The sequence below is a fragment of the Acidithrix ferrooxidans genome (assembly GCF_000949295.1).
In the GTDB taxonomy this organism is placed as follows: domain Bacteria; phylum Actinomycetota; class Acidimicrobiia; order Acidimicrobiales; family Acidimicrobiaceae; genus Acidithrix; species Acidithrix ferrooxidans.
The window spans coordinates 1-23,572 of sequence record NZ_JXYS01000079.1 but is presented as its reverse complement, the minus strand read 5'-3'; the positions used below and the strand labels follow the sequence as shown (position 1 = coordinate 23,572).

Annotated in this window: 21 protein-coding genes and 1 pseudogene; 16 read left to right on the top strand and 6 right to left on the bottom strand. The window is 47.7% G+C overall.

The annotated features are described in order from the left end of the window. Positions 1–380: 380 nt before the first annotated feature. Positions 381–752, bottom strand: coding sequence for a hypothetical protein (locus AXFE_RS12315; protein WP_052606262.1), 372 nt, complete (start codon positions 750–752; stop codon positions 381–383). 215 nt (positions 753–967) lie between these two features. On the opposite strand from AXFE_RS12315, the gene infC reads away from it, so the two are divergent. The 4 genes from infC (at position 968) to AXFE_RS12295 (ending at position 3,462) form a co-directional block, all read left to right on the top strand. Beyond that, positions 968–1,567: a translation initiation factor IF-3 gene (gene infC / locus AXFE_RS12310; protein WP_082058721.1), complete on the top strand. Its 600-nt coding sequence runs from the start codon at positions 968–970 to the stop codon at positions 1,565–1,567. 322 nt (positions 1,568–1,889) lie between these two features. After that, positions 1,890–2,084 carry a 50S ribosomal protein L35 gene (gene rpmI, locus AXFE_RS12305; protein WP_052606260.1) on the top strand — a complete coding sequence of 65 codons (195 nt, stop codon included), beginning with the start codon at positions 1,890–1,892 and terminating at the stop codon, positions 2,082–2,084. A gap of 136 nt (positions 2,085–2,220) precedes the next feature. Further along, a complete protein-coding gene (gene rplT, locus AXFE_RS12300; protein ID WP_052606259.1) occupies positions 2,221–2,589 on the top strand; it encodes a 50S ribosomal protein L20 in 369 nt (122 codons plus the stop codon). A 75-nt stretch (positions 2,590–2,664) separates the two neighbouring features. Continuing rightward, positions 2,665–3,462, top strand: a complete 798-nt coding sequence (locus tag AXFE_RS12295; RefSeq protein WP_052606258.1) for a TrmH family RNA methyltransferase — start codon at positions 2,665–2,667, stop codon at positions 3,460–3,462. Between the two features lie 1,353 nt (positions 3,463–4,815). Here the strand turns inward: AXFE_RS12295 and AXFE_RS19420 are convergent. Next, positions 4,816–5,004, bottom strand: coding sequence for a hypothetical protein (locus AXFE_RS19420; protein WP_152626071.1), 189 nt, complete (start codon positions 5,002–5,004; stop codon positions 4,816–4,818). Then, positions 5,001–5,885 carry a YihY/virulence factor BrkB family protein gene (locus tag AXFE_RS12290; protein WP_152626070.1) on the bottom strand — a complete coding sequence of 295 codons (885 nt, stop codon included), beginning with the start codon at positions 5,883–5,885 and terminating at the stop codon, positions 5,001–5,003. The genes AXFE_RS19420 and AXFE_RS12290 overlap by 4 nt, the downstream gene beginning before the upstream one ends. Positions 5,886–6,613: 728 nt before the next feature. Between AXFE_RS12290 and pheS the strand changes: the two genes are divergently transcribed. The 11 genes from pheS to AXFE_RS12235 all read left to right on the top strand — a co-directional run bounded on the left by pheS (position 6,614) and on the right by AXFE_RS12235 (position 21,018). Further along, positions 6,614–7,666: a phenylalanine--tRNA ligase subunit alpha gene (pheS, locus tag AXFE_RS12285; RefSeq protein ID WP_082058720.1), complete on the top strand. Its 1,053-nt coding sequence runs from the start codon at positions 6,614–6,616 to the stop codon at positions 7,664–7,666. A 188-nt stretch (positions 7,667–7,854) separates the two neighbouring features. Next, positions 7,855–10,290, top strand: a complete 2,436-nt coding sequence (gene pheT, locus AXFE_RS12280; protein WP_052606256.1) for a phenylalanine--tRNA ligase subunit beta — start codon at positions 7,855–7,857, stop codon at positions 10,288–10,290. 49 nt (positions 10,291–10,339) lie between these two features. Next, the gene (argC, locus tag AXFE_RS12275) at positions 10,340–11,428 is read left to right on the top strand and encodes an N-acetyl-gamma-glutamyl-phosphate reductase (RefSeq protein WP_052606255.1); all 1,089 of its coding nucleotides are present in this window, start codon (positions 10,340–10,342) and stop codon (positions 11,426–11,428) included. Beyond that, complete coding sequence (gene argJ, locus AXFE_RS12270; protein WP_052606254.1) at positions 11,425–12,597, top strand: bifunctional glutamate N-acetyltransferase/amino-acid acetyltransferase ArgJ; 1,173 nt, start codon at positions 11,425–11,427, stop codon at positions 12,595–12,597. The genes argC and argJ overlap by 4 nt, the downstream gene beginning before the upstream one ends. Before the next feature lie 232 nt (positions 12,598–12,829). Then, positions 12,830–13,699: an acetylglutamate kinase gene (argB, locus tag AXFE_RS12265; RefSeq protein WP_052606253.1), complete on the top strand. Its 870-nt coding sequence runs from the start codon at positions 12,830–12,832 to the stop codon at positions 13,697–13,699. A gap of 91 nt (positions 13,700–13,790) precedes the next feature. Then, complete coding sequence (locus AXFE_RS12260) at positions 13,791–15,008, top strand: aspartate aminotransferase family protein (RefSeq protein ID WP_052606252.1); 1,218 nt, start codon at positions 13,791–13,793, stop codon at positions 15,006–15,008. A 267-nt stretch (positions 15,009–15,275) separates the two neighbouring features. Then, positions 15,276–16,181 carry an ornithine carbamoyltransferase gene (locus AXFE_RS12255; RefSeq protein ID WP_052606251.1) on the top strand — a complete coding sequence of 302 codons (906 nt, stop codon included), beginning with the start codon at positions 15,276–15,278 and terminating at the stop codon, positions 16,179–16,181. Between the two features lie 128 nt (positions 16,182–16,309). Then, entirely contained in the window at positions 16,310–16,768 is a 459-nt protein-coding gene (gene argR / locus AXFE_RS12250) for an arginine repressor (protein WP_052606250.1), read from the top strand. Between the two features lie 524 nt (positions 16,769–17,292). Then, a complete protein-coding gene (locus AXFE_RS12245) occupies positions 17,293–18,483 on the top strand; it encodes an argininosuccinate synthase (RefSeq protein ID WP_052606249.1) in 1,191 nt (396 codons plus the stop codon). Between the two features lie 119 nt (positions 18,484–18,602). Further along, positions 18,603–20,009, top strand: a complete 1,407-nt coding sequence (gene argH / locus AXFE_RS12240) for an argininosuccinate lyase (protein WP_052606248.1) — start codon at positions 18,603–18,605, stop codon at positions 20,007–20,009. Positions 20,010–20,409: 400 nt separating this feature from the next. Next, positions 20,410–21,018: a DNA-3-methyladenine glycosylase gene (locus AXFE_RS12235; protein WP_052606247.1), complete on the top strand. Its 609-nt coding sequence runs from the start codon at positions 20,410–20,412 to the stop codon at positions 21,016–21,018. 69 nt (positions 21,019–21,087) lie between these two features. Here AXFE_RS12235 and AXFE_RS12230 read toward each other — a convergent pair whose 3' ends face one another. Genes AXFE_RS12230 through AXFE_RS12220 form a run of 3 tightly spaced genes read right to left on the bottom strand, consistent with a single transcriptional unit; the run spans position 21,088 to position 22,678 of the window. Then, positions 21,088–21,543, bottom strand: coding sequence for a MarR family winged helix-turn-helix transcriptional regulator (locus AXFE_RS12230; RefSeq protein WP_052606246.1), 456 nt, complete (start codon positions 21,541–21,543; stop codon positions 21,088–21,090). Between the two features lie 45 nt (positions 21,544–21,588). Next, a complete protein-coding gene (locus AXFE_RS12225; RefSeq protein WP_052606245.1) occupies positions 21,589–21,969 on the bottom strand; it encodes a carboxymuconolactone decarboxylase family protein in 381 nt (126 codons plus the stop codon). A 43-nt stretch (positions 21,970–22,012) separates the two neighbouring features. Next, positions 22,013–22,678: a class II aldolase/adducin family protein gene (locus AXFE_RS12220; protein WP_052606281.1), complete on the bottom strand. Its 666-nt coding sequence runs from the start codon at positions 22,676–22,678 to the stop codon at positions 22,013–22,015. 103 nt (positions 22,679–22,781) lie between these two features. On the opposite strand from AXFE_RS12220, the pseudogene AXFE_RS19410 reads away from it, so the two are divergent. After that, a pseudogene (locus tag AXFE_RS19410) lies at positions 22,782–23,572 on the top strand (IS1595-like element ISAxf1 family transposase); the annotation flags it as partial.

The following is a 23,572-nucleotide window of genomic DNA, read 5'->3' as shown; positions in this document are numbered from 1 at the left end:
AAGCCGACTTGATTTAAGCTTCAGCTCGTCTTTTGGCTGTAACTTTGGCTATAACTTAGGCTACGCCATCGATTTCTTGCGGCCATCTCTAGTGGTGGAGTACTTGTGCGAAATCAGGGGTCGGCCATGGTTATCTTGATACCAATTTTGATGTCCATTTATCGAGAGTTTTTAGGCGCGGATTCCGATTGTTTTTTCTCTATATGTTATGTGAATGGATGCAAGTGTGCTATCTATGGTTCGGCCAATGTTTGTAGGGCAGGATTTGTTATGGATCGGCGAATTTGTCATTTTGGCTATGGTCTTGATCTGAGTCTCAGGTGAGCATATTGCTTTGCTGAAACTCAGATCTATTAGGTATTAGCAGCTCCGTGGAATCGCTACTGGAGCGAAGACATCTGGATAAATGCTAGGCGAAGCTGTGCTAGGGCATCAGTTAGTTCTGGCTCGTATTCGCCAAGTCTACCTTCAAGTGAGGTTACAATACCAGCTAGTGCGTCAATGGCAAGAGATGCGCCAATTAGATTTGGTGGCTGATCTGAAAGGTGTATTGCGGCAAGTTCGAAGAGGCCATAGCAGTGATTTGCCACGATTACCGCTGGATCGGCTTTTCTAATTTGATCTGCCAGCTCCTGTGTTTCGTCCTTTTTTTCCTCGGCATTCTTCAAATCTCCCATCTGCTGTGGCGCCGGGGTTTCATTTTGTTCTGTTTTCGGGGTGTATTCACCATCAGGTGTCCAAAGCGTACTCATTACCGATAGACTAATAGCACTATTCTTTGCAAGTGCTAGCTTCGGCTGCCGCCTTGATGAATCTTATTTCATCGGGCTCGACTCAGTTCGGCATAGAGTTCGCTTGATTTATTGAGCCAATTTGTTGTAATTTTTAATTTAGTACCGATCGAGTGTCTCTTTTTTAGTGATGTCGATTTTGGTTTGAATTTTTCATACTTAGGGAGTGATGTTAGATAGCAACTGCAACACCAGGTGAACCTCGTACAAACGAGAGGATTCGCGCGCGAGAAGTTCGACTCGTCGATCAAGAAGGAAATCAGCTAGGCATTAAATCTGTGGCCGAGGCTATAGATCTTGCCAAGACCATGGACCTTGACTTGGTGGAGGTGGCACCTAATGCAATGCCTCCAGTTTGTCGAATAATGGACTATGGCAAATTCAAGTTTGATAGCGCTCAAAAGGCTAGAGATTCAAGGCGCAAGTCGGTAAGCTCGCAGCTAAAAGAGATGAAGTACCGTCCAAAGATTGGCATCGGAGATTTTGACACTAAGACCCGACAGGTTATCAAGTTTCTAGGTGAGGGCCATAAAGTCAAAATTACTGTGATGTTTAGAGGACGAGAAGTATTTCATCCAGAGCTCGGTAAGTCGATTCTCGATAAGATCGAAGTGAAGACCGCCGGAATCGCCAAGGTTGAGGCTGCGGCGAAGCTTGACGGGAAGAACATGATTTTGGTTTTAGCACCCGAGCGTAAGTCACCAGTAAAACCTGTAGCTACTCGTAGCGACAGCGGGGATGATCATCCTAACATTATCGCCGATGGTGATATTTAGTTAGGATTGCCGAGAGGCACTGTCTATTCTGACAGTCCCAAGGTTACTGGTAAGACTATGTTGAAAAGCTGATACTTGCCTGATTCTTTGACTCGGGTCGATGGTTATTTGTGTCCCTAAAGCCCAAAAAAGTTTATTGTTTGGTGCGCTAAAGTTGATGCAGTTACTTTTGGTGTTTTGCTAGAGGTCGTGTTTTCTTTTTGACCGGCCGCTGTTTCGCCTTGGCACCAGTTGGGGTACTTTTAGTTTTGGATACTTGATTGCCGTGGACGAATGCCTAGGGTACGAGAAGTTTTTAGATAAATGAGATGGGAGCATAGTTATGCCAAAGATGAAGACTGATACCGGTGCGAAGAAGCGCTTTAAAGTGACTTCTACCGGAAAGATTACAAGGCGCAAGTCTTATCGAGCGCATTTGCTCGAGAAGAAGTCCTCAACAAGGACAAGGCGCTTGGCACAAGATGCTGAAGTTACTGGCGGCCAGGCTCGACAAATCCGTCGAATGCTAGGTCTCTAACAGAGCCGGTTATCGGTCGCGGATTTATAGATCTTGGTTTTATAGGTCTTACAGGAGAATGCGATAGATCGTATTTTGGTTTGTGCATCTTTCATTGATGGTTAGGTGCGATTAGTTTTGAGGAAAGGTAGGACAAGTGGCTCGAGTAAAACGTGGCGTTCACGCCAAGAAAAACCATAAAGCAGTATTAGAGTCCGCTAAAGGTTACTACGGTAATCGGTCAAAGAGTTTTAGGTCAGCAAACGAAGCAGTCATGCACGCTTTGCAGTACTCATATCGCGACCGTCGCGCGCGAAAGGGTGATTTTCGTCGCTTGTGGATTCAAAGGATCAATGCAGCAGCGCGTTTGAATGGCATCAGCTACTCTCAGTTGATCGCAGGGCTAAAGTTAGCGGAGATTGATTTGGATAGGCGAGTGCTCGCAGAGCTAGCTGTCACCGATGGCGACACCTTTGCCCAGATCGCTAGTGTAGCCAAAGAAGCCTTAGCCGCTAAAGAAGCTTAGAGACAGTTGCTTTACTATTGCCTTTCGTCTTATTTCGTTTTGGTTTCTCTGACGACTAGGTCGTTTGGGTAAGCCATGCGTTTGAGCGGGCGAAGCGAACGTATAAAGAGATTGAGGAAGCTGGTCTCCAAGGCCAGCTTCCGTCTTTCTGAGAGAGCATTTGTCCTTGAGGGCCCTAATTGCCTTGAGGCAGCACTTCGATCGGGAATCGATCTAGAGGGTGTCTATTACTCCTGCGATCTAAATCAGAGCCATTTTCCTTTGATTACCGACTCTTTTGAGCGAGGGATCTCCGTCTTTGAAGTTGAGAGCGGTCTCCTAGAGGCGATATTGGATCTCTCGAATGCCCAACCTGTCGTTGCGGTGGCTCCAATGGAGACCAGGCGAACTCCATCATCTAGTACCACATTGCCAATACTTGTGTTAGATGAGATTCGAGACCCTGGCAACGCAGGTACCATAATTAGATCAGCGCATGCCTCGGGTATCCGTGAGATCGTCTTTCTCCCAGGTTGTGTCGACCCTTATAACCCCAAGGTTGTTCGTTCTTCTGTTGGTTCCATATTTTTTGTGGACGTCACCGTTGCCGTTGATAAAGACGACACTTTGGCGGAGATTTCCAATCGAGGATATGAGATCTACGGGACTAGCCTTGGCTCGCAACTTTCATATGTTGATGCACAACTCTCTGCAAATGTAGCGATTGTAATTGGCAACGAGGCCTTTGGAATTACCAAAGAGGTTGAGGACCGCTGCGATAAGATGGTTCGAATTCCAACCGCCCCTAGTCTCGAGTCTCTGAATGCTTCGATGGCAGCAACACTATTACTCTTTGAGTCAGCCAGACAACGTGGTTTTGTCGGTTTGATATAGCGAACTATATATGATGATTGATCTTTTCTGAATTGACATACCCTGATAGCGGACTTCTGCCTGCTGATTCTAACTACTTTTTATTCCTGGTAATAGTGTGATTAACTCCCTTTTCTGCGATGCGATGGCCGGTCCAAACGACAGCGTCAATTTGTGATAACAAATGAGAATCTGCCGTTTAGCCAGCTAGCAGGTACTGTTCGGCAAGTTTTCTTGAAGTCGTGAGGTTTCTTGTGGGCGATGCTATTACCGCTACCACTACCAGGCGCAGATGGACTTGATCACTTGCAATTTCTTTCGAGGCTTATTTGGATACGCTTGACCACAATGGCCCTAACACGTCTGAGCCAGTGGCTCCACTCAGCTTTTAATTGTAACGAAGTACTAAGGTAGATTTGGTGGAAATTGAGAGATGCCAAATGCAACTCTCAATTTTGGTTAGATTCAGTTGCCTTGGTGCATCGTTGATATAGATCACCTGACCCGGTTTTGAACTCCTGGAATCGCTAATGGACGGCGTCCTCTTATTGTGGCGCGATCCAGCGGATTTACCACGATTGCTCCGGCAATCTTCCATGAAGGATTGCGAAGCTGTGGAAGGAGAGTCGAGGCCAAGGAGAGGATGGACGCGACGGGGTAACGATTCTTGATGGGCTAAACAATCTTTACGATTCTGGATAGCTTACCTATGGCTGACACGCAAAGAAGGATCCATTATTTCGGTTGGTTGGAGCAGTTTGTGGGATTGTACGAGTTTTTTCTGAGTACTTAAGGGCTATTTCGACCGACTCCAATAAGGAGGAGTGGCAGGGAAAGCTATTTACTTTGGCGCGAATTTGATTCAATAAATGCGCGGGTCCCGGCTCCCGTCCTAGACGATACCACTTGGCATCCTCGGGCTGGCCCTCTGGGACTCGCGACTTTCTCTTAGAACAGTACCAAGAAACGTATCCTTAAGTTTATGATTTGAAAGTTGACTTCGCAACCCGCGTGGCGATTCAGGTTGCTAGTAATCCAGAAGAAGCGCAGCGAAAGCCATCTGTAGCGCTCGTATTCCCTCAAGAACCTCCAGTCCTAGTTCGACCATAAGTGTGCTTTTATTGCCGTGTGGGACTAACACGTCGGTCGATGTCATTTGATTTTCGAAAATCTAGGCAGGTACCTCTCTACGTCAGTACCTTATTGGATTCTTTTATAGACCCAAGTGTTGCTTTAGCAGAGGTGTTGCCTGTCTGTGATGGTGTCGTGGCGAGGCCCACGGTACGCTCGTGAGCGCCGTTTCATTCAAGGCGATGCCCTGGGTGACGAAGTGCCAACCGAGGGCACGATTAATTGGATTTTGACTAATTGGGTTTAAACTTTGGTGAGCGGCGAACTGTCGAGGTTGTCGTGGTTATCGAAGTGGTAACCTTCTTTGATCTGGGTGGCAGGAGATAGCTCTGTTGTCGTATGTGGATTTGTAGTAGTTCCGGGTTCGACTCTGAACGGTTGGGTGAATTGAAAGTTTGTAACGGGCGCATGGTAGGGCCGTTGGTTTTTCATCTCCCATTTATAGATTTTGGTGCGGGTGTCGACTCTAAGGTTTGGTTTGTGTAGATGACATTTGCCTTGTTTTGTAGCTTTTGAGCAGCTAGGTCGGCTGTGGTTGGGTTAGATCGATCCAACGATCTTGGCCAAAGTTTGAGCTCAAATACGACGTCGATCTGTGCAGTGATTAACGTGACGTAGCTGATCAGATAAACCCATGTTAAAAGCCCGATTACGATCCCAAAGAAGCCATATAGAGCGCTTGCCTTTGAGAGTTGATGAGAGACGATCGAAGAGCCAAAGAACTGAAGGATCTGCCAGACGATTGCTCCTGCAACAGCACCGCGCCAGATCTTACGAATGCCAATCGACTTAGGTAAGCAGATATTTGTAGCCAAGATGAACATTGCTATGTTGATTAGGGCGGCGATGAGGATTGAAATTATCAAGAATCTTGATGAATAAGCAGCTAGGGTTGTCGATGCTATTGATCCAATTCCAATCACTAAGCTCCATAGGATCTTTCTGCCAAGTTGGGGTGCAAAGCCTCCGCGCTCGGCTGGTACCACGTACCAGATGTCCTGCATTGATCGCATGGCGATGGAGGATAGCCCTTTCGTAGCTGAGGCTAATGTTACGACCGAGACGATCGAGCTGATAGTTCCAATCACCAGTACGTGAATGTTGGATTTAATCTGGGCGCCAATGATTGGGAAGTTCGCTAAAGCTGAATTTAGGACCGTTTCTTTGAGGGAACTGTTGTGGGTCGTAAAGATCCCCAAGAGGCCCACAAGAAGGATTAATAGTGGGATAATCGCAAAGAGGGCATAATAGGCAAAGAGCGCAGCCATCGAAGAGACTCGATCTCTCGAGGATTTTATATACACCGCAACCATAAATGAAGCGACTTTGTTTTTTCGTTGGATGGAATCGATTAGCTTGACAAGCGATGGGATTAAAGAGGAGATTTTCACGAAAGTTTCTTTGCTTGGAGTCAGTTTCAAACCACCCTAGTCGATGTGGATTTTGAAGTAGATGATTGCTGCTATTAGCTGATTATCAAAGGTGCCAAGCAATCCTAGGGATCTCATTTATATGACCCATGAAGCTTTGTGGTTGTACACGAAGGTGAATATCTCGTTTTTAAACAGGTAGGTTCTATAGCGTTGAAGTTTTCATCGATTTAGCGGGGTGATCACGAATTGCGACGCCGTCCTTAATTCAAAATGTGGCCCTTACCATAAGGTTAGCTGATCGAAGGCAAGTCAACTGGACCTGAGTGCTAACTTGTTGCTTGGCTATGTTGTGCCACCTCAAAAGATGCCACCTCAAAAGATGCCACCTCAAAAGATGCCACGTCGAAAAATGATACGACCCAAAAACGCTCTGTTGAAAAAAGAGTATCGATTTGCTTTAGGTGGCTCACTTTTACTTTGGCAATTATCCTGGCGATGATCAACCCGTCAGATGACTAACCCATTAGGCGGTGACTGGATCTCTCGTGGTGGTCAATTTTGGCAATCTTTTAGCAATGTTGTATCTACCGATTTGAATGTCAAATTTTGGATCCGTGCCCGGTTAGGCTATCTTTCTAGAGTTTTAGGCGTCGTGGAATTAGGATTATATGGATATTGATCAACTTCAAGATTTGGTAAAGCAGCTTTCCACAGAATTTGATTCACGTTTTATTAAGGTTGAATCTGTCGGTGACCTAGACCTTCTCGCCTCGGACTTTACCGGTAAAAAGGGTAAGGTTGCGGGCATATACCGACAACTCGGGGGTCTTGAGGCCTCTCTTCGGCCAAAGGCTGGCGAGATAATAAACGAACTTCGAGATCGAATCGACCGTGTCGTGGCAGAGGCGCGACCCGATCTCGTCAATCGAGAGCGCTCAATGGTCTTAGCGTCATCTTTTAGTGACCCAACGGCGCGGCCAGGACGAGACCGTATCTCCTCAGCCCGTAGTCACTTGGTGACTCGTACTCGGATGCAGCTTGAAGATACCTTTATTGGCATGGGCTTTAGCGTTGAAGAAGGACCAGAGGTTGAATCAGAGTGGTATAACTTTGAGGCACTCAATATACCTAAGTTCCATCCAGCTCGTGATGGTCAAGATAGCTTTTACCTAAATTATGGAGCAGATAATTCGGTACTGCTACGAACCCACACTTCGCCAGTTCAGATACGGGTGATGCAGAACCAATCACTTCCGATCTATGCGATTATGCCAGGCAGGGTCTTTCGACGTGACACCGCTGATGCGCGACATACTGTTGGTTTCCACCAGATCGAGGGACTGGTTGTTGACAGGGGTATAAACTTTGGCCATCTCGCTGGGACGATTGAAGCCTTTACACAATCGTATTTTGGACCTGACATAAAATCTCGCCTTCGTCCGGCTTACTTTCCCTTTACAGAACCATCTGCTGAATTTGAGGTTACTTGTACGATCTGTCGCGGAAGTGGCTGTCGCACATGCTCGTCAACTGGCTGGATTGAGCTCGGGGGCTGTGGAATGGTTCATCCGAATGTGTTTTCAGCAGTAGGGATCGATTCGGAGGTCTATTCAGGTTTTGCCTTTGGCTTTGGGATTGATCGCTTAACCCAGATGCGATATGAGATTCCAGATATGAGAATCCTTACTGAGAATGACCTTCGCTACCTCTCGCGTGCTTGATTGGCGTTTGCATGGCCGCCATAAAGGACGCTATCGCGAAATTTTTATAAGCCACTGCCCCTAAAAGGGCGTAAATTTACCCCATTCCATATTTTTCTAGCCCTTTTGATGCCAACTGAGATTTAGAATTTCTCATTCGAATCGACGTTGGCCATATCTCTTCAATAATTAGTGAAAGATCAACTTAGATGCGTGTAGTACTTTCGTGGTTGAATGAATTCGCAGACTTCAACTCGCTTTCGAATTCTAGCGAGCAAGGTGACGTCGTTTCGATCATGGTGGAGGCGATGAACTCCCTTGGCCTGGTGGTAGAGGGCGTAGAGCGTAGCGGATTTAATTTAGATGGCGTTGTCGTTGCCAGAGTTCTTGAGGTTCATTCGATAGAGGGTGCTGATAGGATCCGGCGAATTGTAGTGGACGCCGGTCGAAGCGAAACCGAACAGATCGTCTGTGGAGCTTTTAACTTTGGCGTTGGTGATCAAGTTCCTCTAGCTCGTCCGGGCGTTGTGCTTCCTGGTGACTTTGCAATTTCGCCACGTAAGATGAAGGGCGTAGCCTCTAACGGGATGCTTTGCTCGGCCAAGGAGCTTGGCCTTGGTCTCGATCTAGATGGGTTGATGATCTTAGATCCTTCATTGGCACCTGGATTAGAAGTCACTCAAGCCTTGGGAATCACCCCAGAGGTGGTCTTTGATTTGGCGATCGAAGCCAATAGGCCAGACGCTAATTCTCACATTGGGGTAGCCCGAGAGCTAGCTTGTTATTTTGACCTTGACTTTAGTGGGCCTGAGGTGGCCGACCTTAGCTCGGTTGAGGTCAAACCCCTTGATGATGGGGTACTTGGAGAAGGTGCTACCTCGTTGATTATTGCGAACTTCGAGGGGACTTCACTTTTGGAGGCACCACCATATGTAGCTCGTCGCCTTGAGCTTGCTGGGATGCGTTCGATCTCGCCCGTAGTCGACGTCTCCAACTATGTGATGTTGGAAGTTGGACAACCCACGCACCCATATGATTTGACTCTTTTGCCATCGTCGTCTTTAGTGGTTCGTTCAGCCAAGCCAAAAGAAGAGATTGTGACCCTTGACGGAGTGGTGCGGACTTTAGCTGAACCAAGACGAGGCTCAGAGGAGCCGCTTGACCTAGTGATTGCCGACTCAAATGACAGCGTCGTTGGAATCGCTGGAATCATGGGTGGTCACTCAAGTGAGATTGCCAGCACTACAAATGAGGTGATCTTAGAGATTGCTCACTTTAGGAGCGACTTGATTGCTAAGACATCCAAGCGCCTGGGTCTTAGAAGTGAGGCTTCGGCGCGCTTTGAAAGAGGCGTGGATCCACTGATTGGTCAATTGGCACTTGGGAGATTCTCCTTCCTATTAGGTACTAGTCCTACCTCAATTGCAATTGCTAGGGGCGAGTTTGTGGCTCCTGTTATTGAGGTGCGACCATCGAGGATCGTGGCTCTCCTTGGAAGTGATATTCCGATCTCGGTCGTTGCCAAGAAGCTCGGGATAATGGGCTTTGAGATCGATGAGGCTAACGAGGCGACCCTTATGGTAACCCCGCCGTCGAATCGACCAGATATCCGCATTGAAGCAGATGTGATTGAGGAGTTTGCTCGCCACTTTGGATATTCAAATATTCAACGCCACCAGTTGTTGGTCCCAAATGTTGGGCGACTCAGTCTGGTGCAAAGAAAGAGGCGGGAGCTGGTTGGATTTTGCGTGGCAAAGGGATTTTATGAAGCATGGAGTTCAACCCTTCTTGGCCCGGACGAACAGCGCCGCCTGGGCGACTACGGCCGTGAACTCTCTGTCTCCAACCCGATGGTCGCAGAAGAGTCAATTCTTAGACGCTCTATGCTTGCAGGCTTGCTCCGTGGTCTAATAGCCAATGTTCGACGTCGCGAGGAGACTGTAGCTCTCTTTGAAGTAGGCAAGGTCTTTTCTTACCCCAAATATGACCAAGCTCTGCCCGATGAAAGTGAACATGGAGCGTGGCTCTTTTATCGACAGAGTGGTTTGGGCATTTGGGGATATGATCTATACCTTGATTTGATCAGTCATTTCGGAGTGGAAGAAAATCTGAGCGTTGTTCGTCTCAGCGAGATAGAGGTGGCTCGCCAGTTGGAGGCTGGTTACTTCGGGATGCACCCAAACAATACCCTAGCGATCTTGCGAGATGGTGAGATGGTTGGGGTCTGTGGCGAGATAAACCCCTTTGTGGTTGAAGATATCCTTGGCGAGGCTTTGCCTAGTCCGGTTGTCTACATGGAGATGGACTTAGATAAGACGATCTTTGGTGAGGTTGCAACCCAAGTAGTTCCAGCTCCTTCACAATTTCCTTCGGCCGAGTTTGACCTCTCCTTTGGAGTGGAGCGAGCGGTCTTGGCAGACATGCTGGCTAAAGAGATTCAAAAGGGGCTAAAGAGCTACGCGAGTACCATCGAGCTGATTGACGCTTATGAAGGCCCTGCTCTTCGTGACTATGCGCGATCTCTTACCTATCGCATAAATGTTGCTTCTTTTGACCATACTTTGACCGATGCTGAGATCAGAGCTGTGCGAAATGGCCTTATTGACCAGGTAGAGCGTGCAGGACTTGGTAAATTGCGAGATTAGTTATGATACATCGCAGTGAATAATTCATAGCGATGTATATTTAACTCTTGTGAAAGCAGTTATTTTTGGAGCATCAGGATATGGTGGTGCAGAACTCATTAGATCCTTGGGGGTGCACCCCAGCTTTGAAGTGGTTGGTCTATCGGGTGGCGCAAATGCCGGTGCTACCCTAGGCGAGATCTATCCTCACCTTGAGACCTCAAGCTTTGGTGAGATGGTGCTCTTCGATACCGATGGTTTGTGTGACTTTATCGAACACAACCAAGTCGACCTCGCCTTTTTGGCACTACCAAATAATACTGCAACCAAGATCGTGCCTCGAATTATCGATAAGGTCTCCTGCGTCATCGACCTATCAGCTGACTTTCGCCTCAAAGATCCCTCGCTTTATGAGAGTTACTATGGCTATGTCCACCCGGAGCCTAAGCTACTTGAAGAAGCTGTCTATGGCCTTTGTGAATTAAATAGATCCCAGCTGATAGGGGCTAAGTTGATAGCGGCGCCGGGATGTTATGTAACTGCCTCGACTTTAGCCCTCTTTCCATTTTTGGATCAGTCGATCATCGATTCGAACAACGTCGTGATCTCAGCGGTGAGTGGCGTCTCGGGGGCGGGGCGAGGCTCATCGGTTGCGAATCTATTTAGTGAGATTGACTCAAATGTGATGGCCTATGGTCTTTTTGGCCATCGCCATCGCCCTGAGATTGAGCAAAACTTAGGATCTAGTGTTTTGTTCATACCCCATCTGGTCCCAATGACAAGGGGAATATTGGCGACTTGTTTTGGCGATTTATCGGGCGAAGTTGCGGGCGAGCTTGGCCTTTCCCACGTCAGCGACATTACTGCTAAGTCATCTCTTCTAAGTCGATATCTCAATGGTCTCCTTAGTGACTTCTATAGTGGAGATCAATTTGTCGAGGTATTGGCACCAGGAGTCTCCCCACGAACTAAATCCACATTAGGTACTAACAATGCCTTAGTCTCGGTCAGTTACGACGCTCAGACAAATAAGGTCATAGTTCTAGCTGCGATCGACAATATGGTTAAGGGCGCCGCTGGTCAGGCTATACAGGCGGCAAATATCGCCTTTGGTCTAGCCGAGGATGCCGGTTTATCGAAAGTGAGTTTTTATCCATGAGTGTTACATTTCCAGGTGGCTTTAGGGCATCAGGGGTCTCTGCTGGCATAAAAGAGTCCAATAAGGCTGACATGGCTCTTGTCGTAAGCGAAGACTGCCGTCCATATGTTTCCGCTGGCACCTTCACGACAAACTTATCTGCTGCGGCACCGGTCAAATTGTCGAAGGCAAATTTAGCTCTGAGCAAAGGCGAGATGGTTGGCGTCTTGCTAACCAGCGGAAATGCCAATGCTGCAACCGGCAAGCGGGGAGATGAAGCGGCTAAGCGGTCGCTCGAGCGCCTGGGTGAACTCTTGGGGGTTGATCCGACTTCTTTGATGGTGGCTTCTACCGGATTGATCGGAATTCAAATGCCGGTGGAAAAGCTAATTGGCGGTCTCGAAGGAGCGGTAGACAGCCTTGGTGCTACCCTTCAAGACGGAACCCTAGCGGCTGAGGCAATGATGACCACAGACACCTTCGCTAAGACCTCGACTTATGAGATAAATGGAGTTAAATTCGGAGGGATCGCTAAAGGTGCGGCGATGATCGCCCCTAATATGGCGACGATGCTTGCCATGGTTACGACTGATGCGCAAGTAAATCGCGATGACCTTGCCGAAGGTCTCTTTCGGGCTGTTGATGCTACTTTCAACCGAATCACCATAGATGGTTGTACCTCTACGAATGATTCCGTCTTTGTAATGGCCTCAGGAAAAAGCGGAAGATCACTAAGCGCAGGAGAGCTTTACCAAGGGTTATATTCGATCTGCTATGACCTAGCTCGCCAAATCGTCTTTGATGCCGAAGGTGCAACCAAACTTATTGAGGTGGCTGTAACTAAGGCAGCTAGCGTCGACGATGCCTTAGCTGTTGCTCGCAAGATAGCGGAATCGTCTTTGGTCAAGTGTTCGTTTTTTGGCGAGGATCCTTATTGGGGACGTATTATTAGCGAGGTTGGCACTGCTGGCGTGGACCTTGATATCGATCGAGTCACAATAAGATACGGCGGGATAATGCTCTATAGCGACGGTGAAGAGATTCTGGTTGATCCTTCTACTACGGCAGCGGTGATGGCCTTGCGCGAGATTCATCTTGAAGTGGACCTCTCATGTGGCATCGAGTCAGCTTCAATCATCACAGCTGACCTATCGCCAGCATACATAGCTGAAAACATGAGGACCTCCTAACGCCCACCGGTGGACGTGAACGCCTAACTTCAATTTTGACTGGCTTGACTAGATGCAATTTGGCCAGTGCTCTTTTATTTAGTTAGTTGCGATGCTTGGTACATAAAACAAGGCGGATGGCCAGGTCGACTTTGGTTCAAAGATGATTATTTGAGGTAGTTGGTCTCGGTGGTGAAGGAAGCGTCTTTCCTACTAGTTCTTTTATTGTTGGGTGGTTTTGAAATGAGTTCTCTTGGTTGAATTTAATGATGCACTTTTAAAATCTGGTGTTTTGATTGAGGCTCTGACCTATATAAGAAGGTTTCATGGTGCTACTTTTGTAATCAAATACGGCGGAAATGCGATCTCAGACTCAGATGAAAAGGATGCCCTGGTCTCCTTCGCCAAGGACGTCGTCACCCTATCGTCAGTTGGCATCAGAGTTGTTGTCGTCCATGGCGGAGGACCACAGATCGGTGAGATGTTAGGTCGATTGGGAATTGCGAGCCAATTCGTAGGGGGACTTCGGGTTACAGATTCAGCGACCCTCGAAGTTGCCAGAATGGTGCTTTTGGGAAAGATCAATCCAGAGATCGTGGGTGCAATCAATCAACTGGCCCCGGTTGCGGTGGGCCTAAGCGGTGGAGATGCCGGTCTGATCAATGTGAGCGCGGCTGGAGGTGACTTGGGTTTTGTGGGACAAGTTGAAAGTGTCGATCCACAGCTCCTATTGAAGCTCCTGAATGAGGGGCTGATACCGGTGGTAGCAACAGTTGCGCTAGATGACAGTGGCCAAGCCTACAACATCAATGCAGATACTGTAGCTGGTGCCATTGCTGGAGCTCTTAGAGCAGAAAAGCTGATCTATCTGACCAACGTTGAGGGGATATATTCCAACTACCCCGATCTATCTTCGCTGATCAGGCGTACCGACTCAGTTGAGTTGGCCAAGCTTCTGGGAAGTCCATCGATTGCCGATGGAATGATCCCAAAGCTAAAGAGCTGTTTAGGGGCGCTTGAGGTAGGAGTTGGATCAGCCCATATCTTAGATGGTCGCCTTGAACATTCACTGCTGCTTGAGATCTTCACCGACTATGGAATTGGAACAATGGTGGTGAAATAATCCTGCGGGAAAGTCGCAGGTGAAGCCGTCATTTAGAGATTGTCGAGACCAAATTAGCGATTGGTTAGACATGGACAGAAAAGAGATTTAATTGAGTGATTATGAAGAGCTTTTGGCCTTTTCTCAGACCATCGATGCGATGGAGGGGACTAAGAGCTATTTGATGGCAAACTACGGCGAACCGCGCGATGCCTTTGTTCGAGGTGAGGGTTCTTGGCTCTATCGTAGTGACGAGAGCGCAGTTCTGGACTTTCTAGGTGGAATTGCAGTCTGTTCGCTAGGTCACTGTCCTAGGAGCGTTAGCGATGCAATTGCAACGCAAGCACACAAGTTGATTCACACCTCGAACTTCTTCGCAAATGAAAACGGTCCTAAGGTTGCCTATCTTATCGATCGTCTAATTACCGGAGATGACGCCCAAGGTGGTCGTGTAATCTTTTCTAATTCAGGGGCTGAGGCCAACGAGGCAGCACTAAAGTTGGCTCGGCGATATGGTGGCCCACAAAGAACTGATATTGTGGCCCTAAATGGTAGCTTTCATGGTCGGACATATGGGGCACTTAGCGCAACGGGTCAAGTCTCCAAACAGATTCCCTTTATGCCCCTAGTCCCTGGTTTTTCCCATATCGAACCCGGTGACGTCGAACAACTCAGGGAGGCTCTTTCCAGGCCTACCGTGGCGGCGCTGATTATCGAGACGATTCAAGGCGAAGCAGGGGTGATCCCACTCCATCGTGACTATTTGGCGCTCTGTCGTGAACTTACTATTCAATATGGAGTTCTATTGATTATCGATGAGGTTCAAAGCGGCTTTGGGCGTTGCGGAAACTGGTTTGATCACCATCGAGGCGGAATTTCCCCTGACATGGTAACTATGGCAAAGGCGATGGCCTCGGGCGTTGCAGTAGGTGCCCTTTGGGCGAGGAACGGTATTTGGGAGTCTTTCGCCCCTGGAGATCATGGGACAACATTTGGTGGGTCGCCATTAGCAATGGCTGGCGCCCTAGCGACTATTACCACCATGATCGAAGAAGATGTTGTGAGGCGTGCAATTGAGATGGGAAGCTACCTAAAGAAGGGTTTGAGTCGTATCGAAGGAATCTCTTTAGTACGAGGTGAAGGTCTTTTGATTGGGTTTGGCCTTAGAGATCAAAACGCCTCCAAGATGGCCAAGAGGTGCTTGGAACTTGGGTTGATTGTGAATCCAATTGGAGATAGCATCATTCGACTTGCTCCTTCTCTTTTGGTCACAGCTCAAGAGATAGATATTGCACTAGGGATAATTGCTAGCGCGATCGACTTTCTCTAAGGTATCAAAGGGCCCTCATCGCTCTTAATGGCTGCTGTGAATTACTGGCGCTAAGACGCTTATCTTTCAAGGCTCCAGATGGCGTGGTTGGAGACTTTGATGCTTTGGGTTTTAGTGCTCTGGGTTTTAGTGCTTAGGGCTTTAGCTGTGGCGTTAGTGAGTCTGTGGATGATTTGGTTGTATTTGGGCCGTCTTTGAAGCTTTTGCATTGGGTCGGCGTAGTGGATTTAGATGAGTTTTGTGGATTTTTTATAAAGGCGATGAAAAGTGAATTTTTTAGACTTTGACTCTTTTGATGGAGACCAAATAAAAGAGATCTTAGAGATGGCGAAGAAGGAAGATGCAAATCTCCTGCGAGGCAAAGGAGTAGCTTTGATCTTTGAAAAGCCATCTCTACGTACTCGAAACTCCGCCGAGATGGCCACCGTTGCCCTAGGGGGCCATCCGGTCTACATCCAAGCCGCCGAGGTAGGGATAGATGTTCGTGAGTCGGCCGAAGATATCGCTAGGACATTGATTGGATATCATAGTGTTATAGCGGCACGCGTCTTTGATCATCGGGTGCTCCAACGGATGGCTCGATCGATCTCTGATCTGGGTTCTTCGGTTCCCGTAATAAATCTTCTATCTGATAAGGCTCATCCATGCCAAGCAGTAGCAGATCTATTGACCATCACTGATTTATTTGATTCCAAGTTCAGCCGTGAGCTACTTCGCATCGCTTATGTGGGTGATTCAAATAATGTTGCACTTTCTTTGGCCCAGGCTGCCCTCAAAATCGGCGCCTCGATCTCAATCGCATCTCCAGATGGGTACGACTTTGACGGGCAAACCAAGCGTTCCCTAATCGAACTGGGTCCGATAACCTTTTACGACGACCCAATTGATGCGGTGACTGGTTCCCATGTGGTCTATGGTGACACCTGGGTTTCGATGGGAGATGAAGCAAGGGCCCAAGAGATCAGGGCAGCCTTTGAGCCGCGTTTTAAGGTTGATGGTGCAATGATGGCCAAAGCGGATTCCGATGCGGTTTATATGCACTGTCTGCCTGCACATAGAGGTGAAGAGGTCACCAACGAAGTAATGGAGCGCTACGCGAAGGTAATCTTTAAACAAGCAGCCAATCGGATGGCTGCCTTCAAAGGGGTCCTTAGCATGACCCTGAGTAGGTAGTCGTGAAATTGAACGACCACGGTAATGGTAACTGGGTTTTTGTCGTCGATGGCTTTTTTGCAGCGACTTACCATTTCGAAGAGACCTATCGCGATCGCAGTGAGTGCTTTTTTGAGATGGAGTTTTAGGTGACTAAGAATAGACGACAATATCAGATTGCAAAGATCCTAGAGAATGAGTACGTCTCATCGCAAGCGCAATTGGTTGCAATCTTGGCTCGCTCTGGTTTAGATGCCACTCAAGCGACGGTCTCGCGAGATCTGGAAGAGCTCGGGGCGATCAAAGTGAAGGTTCCTGGCGGAGAACTTGTCTATGCGATTCCGTCGGGGTTGCGTGACAATGGCTTAGACACTGACCATCTTCGCAGGGTCCTTTCAGAGTGGGTTGTGGATATGATTGTCTCGGGTAACTTGGTCCTCATCAAGACGCCCCCGGGTTCTGCGCACGTTGTCGCATCTGCATTGGATCGAACGACAGTGGAGGGGCTACTGGGAACGGTTGCTGGTGATGATACTATTTTGCTGGTTACTGCCGAGGGTGGCGCCAGTGAGCTTCATCGACGCCTTAGCGGACTGGCTGGCCTCTGAGAGAGATGATTTGACCAGATATTTGCTCGTAGATTTTGCGAGTGCGATCACGCTATATGGTCCGATCGCACTAAACGGTCCGATCATGCTACATATAGATGGGTTGACCGTGACTCGAATAGGAGCACACAAAGATGAAAATCGGCGATAAAAGCTCTTACCGGTTGTACTTGCTTGTTTATTTCAGCTCCTTGATTTCAGCTCCTTGATTTCAGCTAGGAAGGTTGCAGCTAGGAAGGTTGCAGCTAGGAAGGGCTATCAAAAAGGTGGCTTTTCTAGGCCTTTGGTTAGTGGTCTTTTTTATGGGGTTGGCATGAGCTAGGTAGGCTTTAGCTAGGAGATGTCAGATTTGTCAATTGGGCCAGCCCCAAATAAGTTGTATGATCGCCTGAGGCAACGGAGTGACCTCGAGAACCAAAAGGTGATCTCTCTAGCTTTCATTTGTTCAATTGTTTTTTAGTCAGTAATCTAACTTTCACATCGGTGATAGTTGATAAGTAAATATAAGGAGATGGTAACTAGATATGAAAAAGCGTATTGTTCTTGCCTATTCTGGAGGTCTCGATACCTCTGTCGCAGTTAAATGGTTAGCCAAGGAACACGACTATGAAGTAGTAGCTATGGCGGTGGACGTCGGCCAAGGCGGTGACTTTGAAGTTATCCGCCATCGAGCAATTGCTGCTGGTGCAATCGCCGTCGAGGTTATAGATGCTCGAAGCCAATTTGCAAATGATTTTGTTCTGCCTACTCTATTTGCAAATGGAATGTATGAGAATAAATACCCACTCGTCTCTTCGTTGTCGCGACCTGTGATTGCGCACCATCTCGTGGAAACAGCAAAGAAGTACGATGCGGTAGCGGTAGCCCATGGTTGTACTGGCAAAGGAAACGATCAGGTCAGATTCGAAGTTGGAATACGCGCGCTAAATCCAAAGCTAGAGATCGTGGCTCCCGTTCGAGTCTGGGGATTTTCACGTGCTGATTCGATCGATTATGCAGAGGCGAATTCGATACCCATCGTTGCTACGAAGGATAAGCCCTATTCGATCGATCAAAACCTTTGGGGGCGAGCGATCGAATGTGGAGAGATGGAGGACCCATGGGCCCCACCTCCAAGTGATGTCTATGAGATGACCGTTCGTACAAAGAGTGAGCCAAGCGAAGTTGTCATCACCTTTGACAAGGGAAAGCCGACTGCGATCGATCATAAGCCAATGGATTTGGTGGATATCATCGATGAGTTGAATGTCACCTTTGGCTCCTATGGCTTTGGCCGGATCGATATGGTCGAAAACCGTCGCGTGGGCATTAAAAGTCGAGAGGTCTATGAGGCCCCAGCGGCCCTTGGGTTGATAATGGCACATGATGCTCTAGAGGACATAACTCTTGAGAGAGACCTAGCCCATGAAAAGGCTAAATTGTCACATCGCTTTTCTGAGCTTCTCTACGACGGACTCTGGTACTCCCCATTGCGCGAAGGTCTAAGCAACTTCATGGAATATACACAGCAATATGTAAGCGGTGAGGTAAGACTAGGACTCGAACCGAATCGAGTCTTTGTCAGTGGACGTCGCTCGGAGTATTCGCTTTACGACTACGAATTAGCTACTTATGAAAAAGAAGATGCATTTAGACATAGTGATGCGGAAGGATTTGTAAGGATTTGGGGCTTAGGTGTCGAAACTTGGTCTAGAAAGCAAGTAAATCACGATTAGGTTTGAGTCCGCAATCGTTTGTTGGATTGTGCCCCCGATGGTGCGCCATTGGGGAGCAAAGGTTTTAGTCATGGAATATCTCAAATGAGCTGTGACATGCAAGGAGAAGTGGAAGACGTATGACCTTATGGCACGGGAGATTTAGCTCCGAACCGTCGGCGCTGCTTTGGGATTATACCGAATCGTTGTCGTTTGATCGCACCCTTGCGCTAGATGACATAGTGGGTTCAAAGGCGCATCTAGCAGGACTAGAGAAGGTTGGAATTCTAACTGCCACAGAGGCCGCAACTCTATATGATGCATTGATCGTAATAGAGTCTGAGTTCGTCGGCGGTTCATTTTCATTTTCAGACCGAGATGAAGATATCCATACCGCAATCGAGAGGCGAATTACAGAGATTGCCGGTGACGTTGGTGCCAAGTTGCACACTGGGCGTTCTCGCAATGATCAAGTGGCTACCGATCTTCGCCTTTTTACTCGTCGAGAGTTGACGATAGTTGCCGAGCGCATCTTAGATCTCCAAATCGTCTTGGCGGAACTAGCTGATGACGCAAAGGATGCCTATCTTCCGGGTTATACCCATCTACAAAAGGCGCAACCAGTTCTCTTTGGGCACCACCTTTTGGCCCATGGGTGGGCACTATCGAGAGACTTCGATCGCATTATTGCCACACTGGGACGAATGGATGTGAGCCCGTTGGGTGCCGGAGCCCTTGGTGGCTCTACTTTGCCAATCGACCCCTCCTACACCGCGGCGGTCTTGAACTTCGCAGGACCGTTTGAAAACTCCCTAGATGCAGTATCAGATAGAGATTTCGTCGCCGAAGCACTGTTCGACCTCTCTCTGATTGGCGTACACCTTTCCAGGATTGGTGAAGAGATAGTACTTTGGTCAACTGAAGAGTTTGGATTTGTGCGACTAGATGACTCTTATTCGACAGGCTCCTCCATGTTGCCCCAGAAGAAGAACCCAGACATTGCTGAGTTGGCACGAGGTAAAGCTGGCCGACTGATTGGTCATCTAAGTGGTTTTCTCGCAACTCTCAAGGGGCTGCCACTCTCGTATAATCGTGATCTTCAAGAAGATAAAGAGCCTCTCTTTGACTCTTTGATCCAAGTTGGGCGAGCTCTGTTGGCGGTAAATGGGATGCTATCGACCGCTTTGTTTGACTTTGCTCGGATGAAAAAGGCTGCCGATTCACCTTATCTATGTGCTATTGATTTAGCAGAGTTTCTGGTAAAAAAGGGTATTCCATTTCGCAAGGCTCACTCAATAGTTGGCGGATTGGTGCGGGATTCCCTTGAGCGCCACGTCCCTTTGGAGGAGTTGGTTTCGGCGCATCCTTCTCTTGGTGATGAAGCTGCGGTACTGCTTCTGCCAGGTGAAAGCGTTAAGCGAAGGATCACTCGAGGAGGATCTGGTACCGAGGCTGTTGCACTTCAGCGGTCCATCTTTTCCGAGCGTTTGACTATCGATGCGAAGCGCTTGGATGAATTGTCGCATCTAAACATGCGCGAGTTATAGCGTCAGGGACCAGATGTGATTTGCCCAATGATGGGATCGTCTGTGTGACGGCAAATAATGGTGAATGCTAACAAATGAGGGCCTCGATTTTTTTAGGCCTTGACATTGGTAGTCTTTATTTTAATTCTTGTCACATCAGCAAACTCAGATGATTGATCTAAATGGTTTGTAATTTGCTTTGTCGAGGCGCCCTTGTGCCTTTCTTTGCTAGATATCTTGGATAAGGATCTCGATGATTTTTGTCGCAGGGGCTGGCCTTTGCGGTGAGATCAGATCCAGCGATTTGATTGGGTTGTAGATCGTTCAAATCAAGTATCTCTGATTGACTATAAAATCGAGATTGATGTGCCTTTATTGGCTTTCTTTGTTTCTAGCTGGCAGATGGAGACCCACGATAGTCATGAATGAGATCTATTCGTTGAGGCAAATTTGCGACGAAGAGTTTTTTCAAAGAGACACATTGGAAGTCGCTAAAAGCCTGATTGGGATGGTGATACTCTATCGAGGTCGGGCTATTCGCGTGAGCGAGGTTGAGGCATATCGCGGTAAAGATGACCCTGCTTCGCATGGCTTTGGCGGTATTTCACCTCGCAATAAAACTATGTTTGGACCGCCAGGTCACATCTACGTCTATCTCAGTTACGGCATTCATCATTGTCTAAATATCGTCGCTGAGATGGCTGGGTCGCCCTCTGGAATCTTGGTCCGTGCTGGTGAGCCCTTGGAATATCACAAGGCAGGATCTAAAGTTCGCGTCATTGGCCCCTCCAAAGAGCGCGAGCCTTTGTCTAGCGTTGGACCTGGGCGACTCGGACGCTACCTGAACGTCAAACTCAGTGATGACGGAATCGATATTTGCCGAAATGACCAAGGAATATCGTTATTTGCGGTCTTAGAAGCTGCGTCGAAAGTTATTAAAGCCACACCCCGAATTGGCATCACTAAAGGGACAGAATTAGAGTGGCGTTTTGTGGATAGTGATTCGTCCTACCTCTCTAAGGGGCGCTAACCAAAAGGTGTTCGATCCCGCGCTGATTTCTAAGGTGGGATCGAACACTGAGTTTGTAATTGGATACTTCTATTCGTTGCTTATTCCGAAGTGTTCTTCCAGTGCGATTATTGAATCGATCAGAATTTTCCTTTGCTCTAGAGTCAGGACTCTTCTGAACTCCTCCTCTTGAGCTTGCACCTTTTCTTCAACTTGACGTGCTAGTGCAATTCCCGATTGTGTGAGCAAGATCCGCTTTCTCTGGCCCTTTGAAGCAGTGGCGGCTGATATTAGCCCGCGATCCTCAAGGGTGTCGGTCGTGCGTTTCACATTCATTGGATCTGCGCCAAGACGTCTTGCAATTTCCCTGATTCCGATCCCGACTTCATCTTCCTCGACAACGGTTCGTAGAATCGCTGCTTGGGGAGGTGAAATATCGAGTTCGGATAAGTTTTGAGCCCATTGCGAGCGCATATTGCGAGCTAGTCGACTAATACGAAAGCCGATGCCAGATTCAATTTTAGTTTTCGGCTCTGCCTCTACCAATGTATTTAACCTCCGAGAGGTCGTATCCCTCTTTTGTAGGATATTCTATTGCCTTGGTTGGGTTTCCTCCGAGATGATCTCTACGCCTAGGCTATAGGCGGGCATGCCGGAGGTTATTAAAGCTAATTCAACCACTCCAAGAAGTTCTGTCGTCGAGGCTCCGGCTTTGATTGCGGCACGCGCGTGAATTTTGGCGGAATCTCGCTCTCCTAGCGCGACGAGCTGACCAAATTGAACCAATTGGCTAATTTTGTGGCCGAGTGGATTTTCGTTGATAACCACTTGACGAAGGTCTTCGATCGCTAGGACGGTATTGATTCGGTTGGTTGCTTTACAAAGTGCGATTCGAAGTTCGATTGAACTTGGGAGTGCTCCCGTAAGATCGATATAGCGATCTTGAATCTCTTTTAGTTTTTCTTCTTCCATTGTTTTTCTTCTTGTTAGTCTCCAGGAGTGATTTTGGATGGAGTTAGTGGACGCGGGCTATCGATTCAAGTACTTTTTTGAGTGCACCTTGAGGAAACGGTATTGCTCCACCTAATGCAATCGCGGCTAGTTCGCCTTGAGCTGCCTCTTCAAGGGCGACCAGCAAAGCTGCCGTTGCCCATGGCGTGGTTGAAAACACTAAAACTCCATGGTTAGCCAAAAGTACCGCATTGGTTTGTTCGTTTTCGATGACACAATTTATAATTGATGTGATTGACTCATCTGAACCACGAGGAGCCCATGGCGCAACTGGTACGTTCGATGCTTGGCCAAATCGCAAAAGGGCTTCGTATCTGATTGGTAATTCCTTCGCCGCAAGTGCGAATGCAAGTAGGGATGGGGAGTGGGTATGAATGATCGCACCAACCTTGGGTCGGAGCTTATAGATTTCAGAGTGCATCCTTACGATCTCGGTATTTGTTGGGTCCAATAGATGGTCGACATCCACTCCCTCTAAGGTTACGCGAGCGATTCCGCTAGCGGTGAGATTGCGGACCTGTCCCTCGATGCTTAGAAGCATTTCGTTATCTTCGCTTCTCGCAGAGATATTTGCGTGACCGCTGTGAGACATCACTCCACTTCTAAATAGGTGCTCTGTAGCTTTTACAATCTCATCTTTGATCTGTGTATTTGATAGTGTGTTAGACATTGGCATTCCGTTTCATACTTATCAAGTTTCGTAAGTTTCGCCTCCACCGAGACCAGATTGGAGCTAATCTTTAGTAGAACAGATGTTCGATAAAGGAGGCATGGTGGATATCTCAGGCTTTATGGTACGCTTCGCTTCAGAGGAAGCATGTGAAGATCATTTGATCAAATTGCGGTGGAAAGAGGGATTTAGATGCCCAAAGTGTGACTCTGACCANTTTACCTTAATCAGGCCAAACCATCGAAGAAATGCAGCATCTCGAGCTCCACTTTTTCAATGTAAATCTTGTCACCGTCAAACTAGCGTTACCTCCGGAACCATCTTCCATCGAAGCCATATCTCTTTATCCAAGTGGTTCTCCGCTATCTATCTATTGTCCAACGACAAGCGTGGTCTTTCGGCTACTACCATTGCTAAATTCGTTCAAGTATCTTATTCGACTGGCTGGTTGATGCTAAATAAGCTACGAAAAGCAATGGCTGACCGAAATGGTTTATATAAACTTGGAGGAAACGTCCAGGTAGATGAGTTCTTTTTAGGTGGTGAGAGCCATGGCGAAGGCTAACGAGGAAAGGGAACAAAACAAACCAATGTCCTAATTGGAGTGTCGATTAGCAATGGTGCTCCTACTCATTGCTTCATGGAAGTAATCAAAGATACCACTGCTAAATCATTCAAAGATGCTTTTTGTGAGACGTTTAGATTCCGATACCAAGCTGATAAGTGATGGTAACCCAAGTTACGGGGTATGTGCTGAAAGACCTTGGACTAGCGCATTTCGATCACTCTATCCCAAAGACGAACAAGCACATGTAACATTCAAATGGCTCAACATCCTGATAGGGAACTGCAAGAAATTTATCGACGGAACATACCACGGACGTGAGGAACATA